13 protein-coding genes are annotated in these 13,561 nt (G+C 43.0%); 3 read left to right on the top strand and 10 right to left on the bottom strand.

All coding sequences use genetic code 11. The features are described 5' to 3' along the window. Position 1: 1 nt before the first annotated feature. From ACRD6K_RS16765 to ACRD6K_RS16775, 3 genes are all read right to left on the bottom strand, one after another. A complete protein-coding gene (locus ACRD6K_RS16765; protein WP_430974215.1) occupies positions 2-1,504 on the bottom strand; it encodes a 2-isopropylmalate synthase in 1,503 nt (500 codons plus the stop codon). Positions 1,505-2,122: 618 nt separating this feature from the next. Then, the gene (locus tag ACRD6K_RS16770; RefSeq protein WP_430974216.1) at positions 2,123-3,136 is read right to left on the bottom strand and encodes a M56 family metallopeptidase; all 1,014 of its coding nucleotides are present in this window, start codon (positions 3,134-3,136) and stop codon (positions 2,123-2,125) included. A gap of 433 nt (positions 3,137-3,569) precedes the next feature. Further along, entirely contained in the window at positions 3,570-3,944 is a 375-nt protein-coding gene (locus ACRD6K_RS16775; RefSeq protein WP_299583499.1) for a BlaI/MecI/CopY family transcriptional regulator, read from the bottom strand. Positions 3,945-4,147: 203 nt separating this feature from the next. On the opposite strand from ACRD6K_RS16775, the gene ACRD6K_RS16780 reads away from it, so the two are divergent. Genes ACRD6K_RS16780 through ACRD6K_RS16790 form a run of 3 tightly spaced genes read left to right on the top strand, consistent with a single transcriptional unit; the run spans position 4,148 to position 5,414 of the window. After that, positions 4,148-4,507: a DUF6249 domain-containing protein gene (locus ACRD6K_RS16780; protein WP_299583496.1), complete on the top strand. Its 360-nt coding sequence runs from the start codon at positions 4,148-4,150 to the stop codon at positions 4,505-4,507. Between the two features lie 9 nt (positions 4,508-4,516). Next, positions 4,517-5,071 carry an RNA polymerase sigma factor gene (locus ACRD6K_RS16785; RefSeq protein ID WP_299583493.1) on the top strand — a complete coding sequence of 185 codons (555 nt, stop codon included), beginning with the start codon at positions 4,517-4,519 and terminating at the stop codon, positions 5,069-5,071. A gap of 1 nt (position 5,072) precedes the next feature. Then, complete coding sequence (locus ACRD6K_RS16790; RefSeq protein WP_430974217.1) at positions 5,073-5,414, top strand: hypothetical protein; 342 nt, start codon at positions 5,073-5,075, stop codon at positions 5,412-5,414. On the opposite strand, the gene ACRD6K_RS16795 is transcribed toward ACRD6K_RS16790, so the two are convergent. From ACRD6K_RS16795 to ilvB, 7 genes are all read right to left on the bottom strand, one after another. Then, complete coding sequence (locus tag ACRD6K_RS16795; RefSeq protein WP_430974218.1) at positions 5,411-5,821, bottom strand: lipocalin-like domain-containing protein; 411 nt, start codon at positions 5,819-5,821, stop codon at positions 5,411-5,413. The two genes, ACRD6K_RS16790 and ACRD6K_RS16795, sit on opposite strands and share 4 nt — an antisense overlap. Positions 5,822-6,001: 180 nt before the next feature. Beyond that, complete coding sequence (locus ACRD6K_RS16800; RefSeq protein WP_299583484.1) at positions 6,002-6,814, bottom strand: ZIP family metal transporter; 813 nt, start codon at positions 6,812-6,814, stop codon at positions 6,002-6,004. A 180-nt stretch (positions 6,815-6,994) separates the two neighbouring features. Then, positions 6,995-7,759 (bottom strand): LytR/AlgR family response regulator transcription factor, encoded by a 765-nt coding sequence (locus tag ACRD6K_RS16805; protein ID WP_430974219.1) that lies wholly within the window; start codon positions 7,757-7,759, stop codon positions 6,995-6,997. Between the two features lie 9 nt (positions 7,760-7,768). Then, a complete protein-coding gene (locus ACRD6K_RS16810; protein WP_430974220.1) occupies positions 7,769-9,571 on the bottom strand; it encodes a sensor histidine kinase in 1,803 nt (600 codons plus the stop codon). A gap of 177 nt (positions 9,572-9,748) precedes the next feature. Next, positions 9,749-11,224 (bottom strand): ketol-acid reductoisomerase, encoded by a 1,476-nt coding sequence (gene ilvC / locus ACRD6K_RS16815; protein WP_430974221.1) that lies wholly within the window; start codon positions 11,222-11,224, stop codon positions 9,749-9,751. A gap of 65 nt (positions 11,225-11,289) precedes the next feature. Then, a complete protein-coding gene (gene ilvN / locus ACRD6K_RS16820) occupies positions 11,290-11,832 on the bottom strand; it encodes an acetolactate synthase small subunit (RefSeq protein ID WP_299583472.1) in 543 nt (180 codons plus the stop codon). Positions 11,833-11,849: 17 nt separating this feature from the next. Continuing rightward, positions 11,850-13,547, bottom strand: a complete 1,698-nt coding sequence (gene ilvB, locus ACRD6K_RS16825; protein ID WP_430974223.1) for a biosynthetic-type acetolactate synthase large subunit — start codon at positions 13,545-13,547, stop codon at positions 11,850-11,852. Positions 13,548-13,561: the final 14 nt, after the last annotated feature.

The raw sequence follows: 13,561 nt of genomic DNA on the forward strand, positions 1-13,561 counted from the left end.
ACTACTTTACATGGATTTTATTGACCGCATCCAGGAAAGCTTCCACCGAAGCTGTAATGATATCGGTATGCGCTCCAAAGCCGAAATACTTCACGCCTTCAAAATCCAGCTCCATGTGTACCTTACCAACATCATCGCTTCCTTTGGTAATGGCCTGAATTAAAAACTCCTCTAATGTAACCTGACGGCGAATAATTTGTTTAACCGCATTAATGGCAGCATCAACCGGTCCGTTACCCGAAGCCGTAGCATCAAACTTTTCACCAGCAATATCAATTCGTACCGAAGCCATCGGCTGCAGCGACTTCCCACTAATAACCTGCAGGAAATCCAGCTTTACGCGACGCTCTTTTTGCTCGGCATCACCCACCAACAAGGCCACATCGTCATCACGAATGTCTTTTTTCTTGTCGGCCAACTCCAGAAATTTCTCATAAACCTCATCCAATTGTTCCTTGTTCAGCTCAAAGCCCATTATTTCCAAACGGTGCTTCAAAGCGGCCCGTCCACTACGGGCTGTCAAAACAATGGAGGATTCGTTGATACCAACATCAGCCGGATCGATAATCTCATAGTTCTCGCGGTTTTTCAACACGCCATCCTGGTGAATACCGGAGGAATGTGCAAAGGCATTACGCCCAACAATGGCTTTGTTGGGTTGCACCGGCATGTTCATCAGGTTCGACACCAATCGACTGGTTTTGTAAATATTCTTCGTGTTGATATTGGTATCGATATTCAACACCTGGTAACGGCTTTTCAGAGTCATCACCACTTCTTCCAACGAAGTATTTCCGGCACGTTCACCAATTCCGTTGATGGTTACCTCGGCCTGGCGGGCCCCATTGATAATTCCGGCAATGGTGTTGGCTGTTGCCATCCCCAGGTCGTTATGACAGTGCGTGGAGATAATGGCATTTTCAATGCCCCGTACATTATCCACCAGGTACTTGATTTTTTCACCAAACTCGTAAGGCATGGTATAACCTGTGGTATCCGGAATGTTAACCACCGTAGCACCGGCCTTAATAACCGCTTCAATTACCCGTGCCAGGTATTCGTTGTCCGAGCGGCCGGCATCTTCGGCATAAAACTCAACATCTTCGACATACTTTTTGGCGTATTTTACAGCAGCAACAGCACGTTCAAGAATCTCTTCAGGAGTCGAATTGAGCTTGTTGTAAATGTGGTAGGGCGATGTTCCAATCCCAGTGTGAATACGCCCTTTCTTGGCATATTTAAGGGCCTCAGCTGCAACATCAATATCTTTCTCTACTGCGCGGGTAAGGGCACAAATGGTTGGCCAGGTTACCGCTTTTGAAATTTCGACTACCGACTTAAAATCACCCGGGCTTGACACAGGGAAACCGGCTTCAATTACATCGACTCCTAATTCCTCCAAAGCTCTGGCTACTTCAATCTTCTCAACCGTGTTTAACTGACACCCGGGAACTTGCTCCCCGTCTCTTAAGGTGGTGTCAAAAATGTACAATCTGTCGCTCATGATGCAATGATTTATTTGTTATTCGTTATTATTTGCTAAAAATGAAAAAAGCCATTCTCGTCTGAGAATGGCTTTATGTATGTTTATTATAAATTTAGTTACTCCATACCATTCTCATTACCGCATCCAAAGTAGAATACCGAGTAGAATATAGAGAATAGAAATGGAATGAATTCGTGTCATTTTTTCAATGATTTCCTGCAAATATCACAAATTAATTTTAAAATGAAAACAGAACGGCTATTTATTTTACGATTCTTAATAAAAAGATTATTCGGTCTTAATTTGAGAAAATCAAATCACTTTTCCTTTTTTGGAAAAAAGTGCTTGACAGCGGTTTACAATTCCTAACTTTGGCATGTTGTAGCAATACAGCATTTGACAATGATTAAAGCTGCCGGCAATGGAGACGCACCAAAGCCGGCGGCTTTTTTTTATCACTAAAGACTTGACCAAATAATCTGATAGCTTATTTTTCTATTCTCTTTTTATATCACCTAACAATTCCTTACTTGAAGTTGAATGTGCATCAATTGTTACAACCTCTTTTTAGAATTGATTTCATTTATCAATTTCTTCAATTCACCCATTAAGTTAATTTTTTCTATAATCCCAATTTCATCTTCGTTGAGCAGGTGGTGGCTTTACTTCTGTCACATTAATTTGACCTAAGTAAACGTTCAATGGTATTAGCTTATCAATTTCATCTCGCTGCGTATCAGGCAAATTAGAATAAGATACTTTGAAAATATTTTTCGAGTATTTTCCTCTAATTTCGAGAACTGTATTTCCAATTCTGTTGGCCAATTCTTTAAACAATGAATAAGGAACATCATCACCTCGAATAACTATTTTCGAAACTGAAGCCATTTTCTCATTCCCATTGACGCTAATCTTTTCAAATATTGATTTATCATCGGCAAGATCATAATCCCTCCACTTGCGGATAATGGCTGGTACACCGGATAACATGAGTTCGTCATTCCCAATCGTTATGTGAGACTGAGCATCCATGGAAATTTCCAGAAACTTTTCATCACCCAAAACAAGAGATTCACGTTCTTTTGGTTTCAGGATATTAAAATCTTTCTCTGTCCATTGCTTCACCGAGTCTGTCGAATTGGAGAAAACTTCTGGAGAAAGCAAAATTTGTTCCGGCGGTGCATTTTCGCCCGTTCTGCCGAAAGCCATCAGCAACAGGGCAAGCAGGGGAAGAAAGGTCGCCACCTTCCAGCGCCACGCTTTACTCGTTTTTTGTTTGTTCATCATAGTAATACGATTTTTAATTTGACAATGATTAAAACTGTTTGCAAGTGCGAACTTTTGATGTCCGACACATTTTTGAATGATTAATAATTGATATTGAGTTGCATCGATGCCTGAATGAAGGGTGTTGTGGTCTGCCTGAAATTCGTGAATTTCCTTCAGATCACGGGCTAAGCGGTAAATCAACGGGTTAAACCAAAAGATAATTTTTGCCAGTTCCATCAACATGAGATCGTAAAAATGCCCCAGGCTAATGTGAGACCGCTCGTGTGTAATAATAGCTTCCGAATTCGTTTCGTAATCGTACTGAGAAATCAGGATGTAACGGCCAAACGAAAAAGCAGGAATGTCGTCGGCAATAATCATCAAGCGAATTCCATCCAGCGAAACTTTCCGGGCTTTCCGAAAGAGCCGAAAAACCGAAATAATGCTGGAAAACAACACCAGAAATGAAATGAAAACACCAGATAGATAAACGAATAAAATAATAGTCATAAACGAAACAGCATTAGGTTGAACTGCTTCGGATACTGCCGCTGAAGGCTGAGGAACCTCTGATGAAACAATCGTTGGAACAGTTTCTTCAAAAACCAGGTGACTTTGAAAAACAGGATTCAATTTTGTTGTTACCGATGGCTGAGAGAATTGAGGTGCACTTAAGAATGGAATTATTACTGATATCAATAACAACAACACCAGCCTTGTGAGCTTAAAGAAAGTTTCCTGGCTCATTAACAACCGGAATGTCAAGTACAGCAAAGTCAAACTCAGGGTCGATTTGACCAGAAACAAAAGTAAGCTATTCATTTTCGGTGTTTTTACGCGATTCAACCTGACGGATCAACTCTTGAATTTCTTCGGTTGTAATTTTCTGTTCTTCAACAAACATGGAGACCACCGAAGCGTACGAGGTATTGAAATATTTGCTCACCAGATTTTTAATCGTATTCTTACTAAACTCCTCACGTGATATTTTAGCAAAATACCGGTAGGTATTTCCAAACTGTTCATGGTCGACAAAACCCTTTTCTTCGAGCCCCCGCACAATTGTTGAAATGGTATTGTAATGAGGTTTTGAACCAACCATTAATTCAATAATTTCTTTAACAAACAAGGAACCTTTTTCCCAAAAAAGCTCCATAATTTCTTCTTCTCGATTCGTCAGATGTTTCATGATTATTTATGCTTGCACCAAATATAACTATATTTTTTAGTTTTCAAACTATTTAAAATAGTTGCACTACTATTTCCTTAGTTGGTAACATAATTGTGCTGGTTCAATAATCACATTTCCTTCAAAAATTACCATAGCAGCAATTTTCTTTGTAACATTTCTTACTAGCTTGCATCAAAGGGGCAAAACAAAAACAAAGAAGTATGGAAGATTTGATGTTAGCACTCATTTGGCTGGGTTTTTTTGCCAGCGTGTTTTTTGGATGGTACTATTTCCTTCAGGCCCGAAACAAAGAGCGTATGGCCCTAATTGAACGGGATAAGGATGTTTCGGAGATTTATGCCAAACGTGAATTTCGCTTTCGGTTCCCTTGGTTGAAGCTTGGGCTACTAATTACAGGTATCGCTTTTGGAGGAACTCTTATCATCTTTTTAAGTGGAATCCCTACAATTGAAAAGGTGATTGACAGAACTAATGGTTTTGCTATTTTCGTTGCATTAATGTTGTTTGGGGGAATCTCAATGATTATTGCCCATTACGTCGACAAACCAAGCAAAAACTAGGAGTCACGAATGGACAGCCTTTACATCAAAAAGGTATTAAACGGAGACACGGAAGGGTTCAGGTATTTTATAAGCAATTATAAAGACCTGGCCTTTTCAGTGGCCATCTCTGTGGTCAAAGATGAATTTTGGGCCGAGGAGGTCGTCCAGGAGTCGTTTATCAAGGTGTTCCAAAAACTGAAATCGTTTAAAGGGCACTCTAGTTTTAAAACCTGGTTTTACCGAATCGTTATCAACGAAGCTTTCCAGCGCTTACGCGAAGAAAAAAAACAGCACCTTTATCAAGATGAACTCCCGGAAACGGGATTAGATTCTATTGAAGACACCCTCAACGGCATGACCTCCGAAGAGCAAACGATCTTGGTCCAGGAAGCCTTAAAGCAAATTCGGCCAAAAGAAAGTTTGGTATTACGGCTATTTTACCTGGAAGACCAATCGGCTAAAACCATTGCCGATGAGACCGGTTGGGCGGAAGCCAACGTGCGGGTGATTCTGCACAGAGGTCGTAAGAACATGTTATCGGTTGTAAACCGATTATTATGCAACGAGTTAAAAACAGTGTGACATGGACAAAATGCAACAAGAAGAAAAATTGATTAAAAATCTCATGAAGCATTCGCTTACCGAAATGCCCTTTCAGGATTTTGAAGATCGGATGATGGATCAAATTTATCAGGAACAGCAGCAAAAAAAATCGGTTAACAACAACTTGCATTTAGCCTGGCTCTTTTTCTTTCTCGGCCTTTTTATGGGCTTACTCATTACCAGCCTCACCGTCAACCTTAACGAACAGATCCATGGAATTCCACTACGCAAAATCGCCTTATTCGTTCAATTTGCAATTGCCGTGATTCTACTTTTCCAATTTGATCGGCTCCTGAATTTTTCTTTTCGCCGGAAGAATTAAAACACCGTAACGGGAGGCAAGACCTCCTGTTTTTCAAAATGAATAGTAGCTGCCTCCTCAGTCTTTCCACCAGCTGTTGGTGTAGGACAAGTCAATTTCAGGCTTTTACCCCGCACCCGGGCATGAATGATTTTATCCAGGCCCTCTTCGCTCGAAAACAGCGAACCTTCAACATGATGCACAATGTAATCCTTCTCCCGGTTGTATTCATAGGTTCCAAAATAGGATACACCTTTCCAATTATCCGCTTGCTGATGCCGGGGCATGTATTGAACGGAAAAATGACCAGACCCCGTGTAGTTAATGTAGCCAATGGCATCTTTCCCAAACGGGTACTCCACGGTCCCATTCTCTTTTTCAAGGCTAAAAGACAAAAGCTTGTAGGTTCCTTCAATAATGCTACTCATAATATTCAGTTTTAATGACTAATATTACGCTTTTAGCAGCAAACTTCCAGCACGCAAAAACATGTTTAAAAGATAGTTTTGAGACAATTCATAGCACGATTCTATCAATCCAGAGATGCATACCTGGAACTGCAAACTATCTGCTTGGAACTTGAAAAGTGAAGTTTGAAACGTCAGCTACTAGCCCAAAGCCACATCCAGGGTCATCATCACCGCGAAGCCCAGCATGGCACCAATGGTTGCAATATCCGTGTTTTTCTCCAACTGCGACTCAGGAATTAATTCTTCCACCACAACATAGATCATGGCACCGGCAGCAAACGAAAGTGCATAAGGCAAAATTGGGCGCATCATCACCACGGCTGCTGCTCCAATTACACCGGCAATGGGCTCCACAATTCCGGAAGCCTGCCCGTACATGAAGCTTTTGCGACGCGAAAAACCTTCCCGACGAAGTGGAACTGATACAGCAGCTCCCTCAGGGAAGTTCTGAATACCAATACCAATGGCCAAAGCAATGGCTCCTGCCAATGAAGCTGCCGGAAGGCCAGATGCCACCGCACCAAAAGCGACTCCAACAGCCAAGCCTTCAGGAATATTGTGCAAGGTAATGGCCAACACCAACAGCACGCTTCTGCGCCAGGAAGTAGGAACCCCTTCGGCCTCTTCCCGAGGAAATCCAAGGTGCAAGTGAGGAATCAGCTGGTCGGCAAGCCATAAAAAAGCCCCCCCACTGAGGAATCCGATCACTGCCGGAATCCATGGTTTGTCACTGGTTTCACTTGCCATTTCGATGGCAGGACTTAACAAAGACCAAAAACTGGCGGCAATCATAACCCCTGCGGCAAACCCCAGCATGCCATCCAACACCTTACGGTTGATCCGTTTAAAGAAAAAAACCATACCGGCACCAAGTGCCGTTACAAACCAGGTAAATAATGTAGCAAGTAATGCCTGCATCACAGGCCCTTGTTCAACAAACCATGAATACATAGTCAGAATCTCTTTGCGTTAATAACCAGAAAAATTTTAGTCAACATGAAAATACAAAAATAACCATTGCCAACTACTGCTTCCCTCATTCACCCTGTACGATTTCATTTTGAATTAAGAAACCCGCTTCCCTAAAGCCTATTTTCACCAACAGGAATCCATATTTCGTTCTACAGATACCTAAAGTTCCAGCAAAGCTTTTATTTTCTCGCCGTAGTTTCGCCCACTCACCAGTTTTGTCTTAACCAGATCATCCAAACGAACCACATACCGGCAGCCCGAGTGCTTGTCAATTTCGTGAATCAGTGTTGCATTAACTAAAATACTCCGATGAATGCGAATAAAATTATCGGGAAGTTTCTCTTCCAGAAATTTCAGGCTGTGGTCGGTCAGGTACTTTTTACCATCCTTTTTCACAATCGACACATACTTGTCTTCGGAAATAAAGTAGCTGATATCGGTCAGTTTAACTAACAACATCCGGTCGCCCAGCTTAACAGGAATGCTGGTCACTCTTTTTCGTTTTTCCGGAGAAGAATAACTGGACAGCAATTGCAACACCTGCTCTCTTTTCACCTCCTGCTGCAACGACCGCAGTTTCTCGATGGAGCGCCTGACCCGCTCGGCTTTTACCGGCTTTACCAGGTAATCAATTGCAGCAGTTTCAAAAGCCTCCAACGCATAGTCATCGTAAGCGGTGCAAAAAACCACCGTAGGAAAATAGCTGATCTGTTGCAACACTTCAAAACCATTAAGGCCCGGCATCTGGATATCCAGAAAAATCAGATCCGGCTGCAAATCTTCAATCAGCCTGACCGCTTCCAGTCCATTGGCAGCTTCTCCTACCAGATCAATCTCAGGCATTTCTCTTAATATTTGCTGCATCCGTTGCCGCGCCGGACTTTCATCATCAATAATCAGGGTTCGATAGTAATTATTCAACATGCTGTTTTTTTATTCTGAAAAAGGTAATACAATAAGAATGTGTTTCTCCGGCGCATTTTCCCACTTGAGCCACGCCTTGTTTTGATAAAGCAAATTCAATTTTTCCTGAATGCTTTGTAGTCCGTAGCCGGCAATTGGCTCATCCGGAAATGCAGGTCCGTTATCAAAAACCCGGATTTTAAGTTGTTTATTCACACGCTCAACCACCACCCGAATCAACCCATTGTGGGTTAATTGAGACAGGCCATGTTTCACGGCATTTTCAACCAGCGGCTGAATCAAAAACTGGGGAATATGCGCTTCTTCGAGTTCCTGCGGCAGCTGAACTTCATAATTGAGCCGCTCGCCAAAACGCACCTTTTCAATGATTAAGTAGGTCTCAACCGACTCCATCTCTTCTTTCAAACTCACCGTTTGCTTTTGCTCCTTGTTCAACGAATACTTAAAGAAATCGGATAAAGCCAAAGCCATCTTCTCCGTTTTTTGTCCATCGATGGTTGCCAGGCTCGCGATCGAATTTAACGAATTATACAAAAAGTGGGGATTAATTTTGGATTGCAATGATTGCAGTTCAGCTTGTTTGTGCAATTCGCTCAACTGCGCCAACTGCACATCTTTCTTGCGCAGCAAGTGGCGCGACTGCATGCTCATATAGATGTAAAAAGTACGGGCCACTCCAATAAGCGAGCAAAACAAAATGGTCGTGACTGTCACTCCAAAAATGGCTTCCTCATTTCTCACTGAAGAAGGCATAATCAGCGTTAGTCCCATGGGGAGCAGTGCCGGAATAAACGTAGTGGTTAAAAATGGAATCAGCGTATTCAGCAATAAATCATCCTTTCGCTTTCTTAAAATGCCAAACTCCGTCAGAAAAATAAGAATGATGCTTATAACCCCCAATGCAGCAATACCAATGGTATTGCCCAGCACAATACGGTAATCAAACTTGACATTTAAGAAATACACTTTGATGGACGAAGCAACAGCCACCTGAAGCACATAGGCAAAAAACACCAACATGCCCTGCCACAAAAACTTCCCAAAATCATAGTTATGGTTCTTAATCACCCCTGTCTGCACAATCGCAATCAGGTAAATAATTGCCAGCAACATGCCCAGTAATCCGGCTGCTGAACTCACTAAAAAGCGGTTTCGAGGACTGACGTTTTTCGATTGAAAAGAGAATTTATTTGATTGAAAAGACGAATTTTTCCTTGGCCTGCGCGACCGATCATCATACACTTTTGCGTACAAACTTTTGATGACGGGCAAATCAACCGAGGCAAAAGTGATTTTCTCCGGCGAATCTTCATCAAAGACACTTCCCTTTACTTTAGGCGACTCTGCAGCCTTCTCGGTAAATTTTACCAGCGAACGCATCAGGTAATAATACAACTGCTTTTTGCGTGTCAGTGAATCAGCATCTGCGTCCATATTCAAGATAATCTTATTCTGAACAATCTCTCGTGAATTATCCCTACGCTCTATATGGTTTTCCTTTCCAATATTTTCCGGCATATTCAGCTGAATCACCAGGTTCGATGTGCCTTCATAAATCAGGTACACTTTCCACACATCAATAACCGAGTTTAAAGTATCAACCAGTTGCTGCACAATGAGCGAGTCATCAACTGTTGGCTGTCCCTCCAGCCGAATCAGGATGTTGGAATAATAACGAACGGGCAGCGAGTCCACCACAAATTTGTTTTCAATTCGTTTCAGAAGATCAGCATCAACTGGGTTGGGCTCATTAGCCGCCCAAAGTTGACACGACAGCAAGGTTAAAAGGAAAAGTACGATTCGATTTTTCATCAGTCCGGTATTAAAGGTTTGTTCAAAGAACCTCTAAAAAGGATGAATTTAAAAGAATATTCTGACAAGCTGCAAAACCAGCCGGATAAACCGCACAAAAAAAGCCCCATCACCAGGATGGAGCTTCTATCTTATCTTTTCCCGGCTACTTTTGTTTGCCGGGAAATTGCGAATAAACTAGTAAATCGCTTTCATGGCAGCCATAGCCGCACGCAATTCTTCGCCAATGATTTCCACATCGTGGTAGCGAATTTGGGCGTTTACTTCAATCAGTCGTTTGTTATCCACACTGTTGTCATAACCTTCGCCATAAGTTTCACCAATCACATCAGCTTCAATTTTGCTCATGAAGTCAGCTAACAAGGGCTTACAGGCATGATCGAACAAATAGCAGCCATACTCGGCCGTATCCGAAATAACCCGGTTCATCTCGAACAACTTCTTACGGGCAATCGTATTGGCAATCAGCGGCGTTTCGTGCAACGACTCGTAGTAAGCTGACTCTTCTTTGATACCAGCTTCGGTCATGGTTTCGAAAGCCAACTCAACACCAGATTTCACAAAGGCAACCAACAAAACGCCATTGTCAAAGTATTCCTGCTCACTAACTTCTTCATCGGTAGCTGGCGTTTTTTCAAAAGCCGTTTCGCCAGTGGCAGCACGCCAGGTCAACAGGTTTTTATCATCATTGGCCCAGTCTTCCATCATGGTTTTCGAGAATTCACCCGACATGATATCATCCATATGCTTTTGGAACAACGGACGCATAATATCTTTCAACTCTTCAGCCAATTCAAAAGCTTTGATTTTTGCCGGATTCGACAAACGATCCATCATGTTCGTGATTCCACCGTGTTTCAAGGCTTCGGTAATCACTTCCCATCCATACTGAATCAGTTTTGAAGCATAGCCTGGCTCAATGCCTTTTTCAATCATTTTGTCGAACGACAGGATTGAACCTGTTTGCAACAAGCCACACAAAATGGTTTGCTCACCCATCAAATCTGATTTCACTTCGGCAACAAACGATGATTTCAAAACACCCGCTTTGTGTCCACCAGTAGCCACGGCATAAGCTTTGGCAATTTCAAATCCATCTCCGTTTGGATCATTTTCGGGGTGAACGGCAATCAGGGTAGGTACCCCAAAACCACGTTTGTATTCTTCACGCACTTCCGAACCCGGCGATTTAGGCGCTACCATAATCACGGTAAGGTCTTTACGGATTTGCATGCCTTCCTCAACAATGTTGAACCCGTGAGAGTACGATAAAGTTGCTCCTTTTTTCATCAGTGGCATCACCGCGTTAATCACGTTGGTGTGCTGTTTGTCCGGAGTCAGGTTAATCACCAAGTCAGCGGTTGGCAACATTTCTTCGTAAGTTCCTACTTTGAAATTGTTTTCAACTGCATTTTTGTATGACTGACGCTTTTCCTTAATGGCTGCTTCACGCAGGGTGTACGATACGTCCAGACCTGAATCGCGCATGTTTAAACCTTGATTCAAGCCTTGTGCACCACAACCCACGATGACTACTTTTTTGCCTTCCAGCTTTTTTACGCCGTCTGCAAATTCAGCCTGGTCCATAAACTCACAAGTTCCTAACTGTTCCAATTGCAAACGCAACGGAAGTGTGTTGAAATAATTTGCCATTTCTATTTTACTTTTTAAATCTATTTTCAACTAATCTACAATATTCTTTTTCAATGTTTCACCGGCTAGTCAACCTGACTCAGCAAGGTGTCCCGTTCGCGCAGGAACTCAGAAAGCCGCTCAATCGGGTCGCGTGTAATGGCAATCCGGCCTGAGCGAATAAACTGAAGTACGCCAAACTGGTTCAACGCTTCAAACAGCTCCTGGGTTTCTTCTTTGTGTCCTGTTTTTTCGATAACAGTATATTCACGGGTAATTTCCAAAATACGGGCACCCGATTTACGAACAATGCGTTCTACCTGGTCGCTGTCGTAAAGCGTATCCGTTTGTACTTTGTAAAGCGCTAGCTCCTGAAAAACCATTTCATCATTGGTGTGGTAGAAAGCTTTCAACACTTCAACCACTTTTTCCAACTGCCCAACCACTTTTTTGACGCGGTCTTCCTCTTCTTTTACAACGATGGTAAACTTTGAAATTCCCTTGATCGCGGATTCAGAAACGGTTAAACTCTCGATGTTCATCTTACGCTTGGTAAAATTGATGGTAATCCGGTTTAACAAACCAATGTGGTTTTCTGAATATATACTAATGATAAATTCCTGTTTCATTGTTTCAATTTTTTAGGTTATGCTTCAAGGATAATGTCAGAAACGGAAGCTCCTGAAGGAACCATAGGAAATACATTATCTTCTTTTTCAACAACAACTTCCAGCAAATACGGACCATCGTGGTCAACCATGCGCTGAACGCCTTCTTCCAGGTCTTCGCGTTGGGTAACTTTATGACCGGCCATGCCAAAACCTTTGGCAATGGTGATGAAATCCGGGTTTTGGAGCTCAGTAAACGAATAACGTTTTTCAAAGAACAACTGCTGCCATTGGCGCACCATTCCCAGAAAATTGTTATTCAGCAAGATTATTTTTACCGGCAGCTTATTTTGTACGATTGTTCCCAGCTCCTGCAAGGTCATCTGGAAACCTCCATCGCCCACAAAGCAGCATACCGTGCGGTCCTTGGCACCCAACTGGGCCCCTACAGCTGCAGGAATTCCGTAGCCCATCGTCCCCAAACCTCCGGAAGTTACATTGCTTTTCGACTGGGAGAACTTAAAGTAGCGGGAAGCAATCATTTGCTGTTGTCCCACATCGGTCACCAGCACCGCATTGTGGTTTGTCTTTTCAGAAGTGATGCGCACCACTTCTCCCATGGTTAAGCCTTCCTTGTTCGGGTAAATATCTTTATCAATTACTTTTTCACGTTCAATTTTGTCGCAGTCGCGGAATTCCTGAAGCCAAGCCTCATGTTTGTTTTCCTTCACATTGTTGGTCAGCATAGCCAGCGATTCCTTGGCACTTCCCAGCACCGCCACATCGGTTTTGATGATTTTGTCGATTTCCGCCGGATCAACTTCCAGGTGGATAATCTTCGCGTTTTTGGCATAAGCGCTTACCTTGCCGGTTACCCGGTCGTCAAAGCGCATCCCCACCGCAATAATCAGGTCGGCCTCATTGGTTTTTATGTTTGGCCCATAGTTGCCGTGCATCCCCAGCATCCCTACATTTAAGGGGTGATCACTCGGTAAGGCCGACAGTCCCAACAAGGTCCAGGCAGCCGGGATTCCTGTTTTCTCTACAAAAGCCTTCAACTCCGCTTCGGCCTGGGCAATAATTACCCCCTGCCCAAACAGCAACAAAGGTTTTTTGGCCTGATCGATCAGCCAGGCTGCCGCTTTCACTTTAAACGGATCAACAGCACGCTTGGAAATATAGGATCGTATTTTGGTACACTTCTTATAGCTGAAGTCGATTTCCTGAAATTGAGCATCCTTGGCAATATCCAACAACACAGGACCAGGTCTTCCGGACTGGGCAATGAAGAAGGCCCGGGCAATGGCTTCCGGAATTTCCTCGGCCTTCGTGACCTGGTAGTTCCACTTGGTAATTGGCATGGAAATACCGACCACATCCGACTCCTGGAAAGCATCGGTTCCCAACAAAGGAGAAGCCACCTGGCCGGTAATGCAAACCAGCGGAATGGAATCAATCATGGCATCAGCAATCCCGGTAATCAAATTCGTTGCACCAGGACCTGAAGTGGCAAAGCAAACGCCCGCTTTTCCGGTCACTTTAGCATAACCTTCAGCCGCATGTACTGCCCCCTGCTCATGGCGGGTCAGGATATGAGAAACTTGTTTGTCAAAATCATACAAAGCATCATAAATGGGCATGATAGCCCCGCCCGGATAGCCAAAAATGGTATCAACGCCTTCTTCTAAAAGTGACAGAATAACGGCTTCCGAACCTGTAATTCTCTTTGTTGCCATATGAATGAGTTTTT

The sequence above is a fragment of the Sunxiuqinia rutila genome (assembly GCF_050589705.1).
GTDB classification, from domain to species: Bacteria; Bacteroidota; Bacteroidia; order Bacteroidales; family Prolixibacteraceae; genus Sunxiuqinia; species Sunxiuqinia rutila.

Bases quoted from the DNA above. Each gene is read 5' to 3' on its own strand.
- ACRD6K_RS16805 (WP_430974219.1), bottom strand. From the start codon at position 7,759: ATGTTGAATAATTACTATCGAACCCTGATTATTGATGATGAAAGTCCG.
- ACRD6K_RS16810 (WP_430974220.1), bottom strand. From the start codon at position 9,571: ATGAAAAATCGAATCGTACTTTTCCTTTTAACCTTGCTGTCGTGTCAA.
- ACRD6K_RS16770 (WP_430974216.1), bottom strand. From the start codon at position 3,136: ATGATTATTGCCGACGACATTCCTGCTTTTTCGTTTGGCCGTTACATC.
- ACRD6K_RS16765 (WP_430974215.1), bottom strand. From the start codon at position 1,504: ATGAGCGACAGATTGTACATTTTTGACACCACCTTAAGAGACGGGGAG.
- ACRD6K_RS16800 (WP_299583484.1), bottom strand. From the start codon at position 6,814: ATGTATTCATGGTTTGTTGAACAAGGGCCTGTGATGCAGGCATTACTT.
- ACRD6K_RS16790 (WP_430974217.1), top strand. From the start codon at position 5,073: ATGGACAAAATGCAACAAGAAGAAAAATTGATTAAAAATCTCATGAAG.
- ACRD6K_RS16795 (WP_430974218.1), bottom strand. From the start codon at position 5,821: ATGAGTAGCATTATTGAAGGAACCTACAAGCTTTTGTCTTTTAGCCTT.
- ilvC (WP_430974221.1), bottom strand. From the start codon at position 11,224: ATGGCAAATTATTTCAACACACTTCCGTTGCGTTTGCAATTGGAACAG.
- ACRD6K_RS16775 (WP_299583499.1), bottom strand. From the start codon at position 3,944: ATGAAACATCTGACGAATCGAGAAGAAGAAATTATGGAGCTTTTTTGG.
- ACRD6K_RS16785 (WP_299583493.1), top strand. From the start codon at position 4,517: ATGGACAGCCTTTACATCAAAAAGGTATTAAACGGAGACACGGAAGGG.
- ACRD6K_RS16780 (WP_299583496.1), top strand. From the start codon at position 4,148: ATGGAAGATTTGATGTTAGCACTCATTTGGCTGGGTTTTTTTGCCAGC.
- ilvB (WP_430974223.1), bottom strand. From the start codon at position 13,547: ATGGCAACAAAGAGAATTACAGGTTCGGAAGCCGTTATTCTGTCACTT.
- ilvN (WP_299583472.1), bottom strand. From the start codon at position 11,832: ATGAAACAGGAATTTATCATTAGTATATATTCAGAAAACCACATTGGT.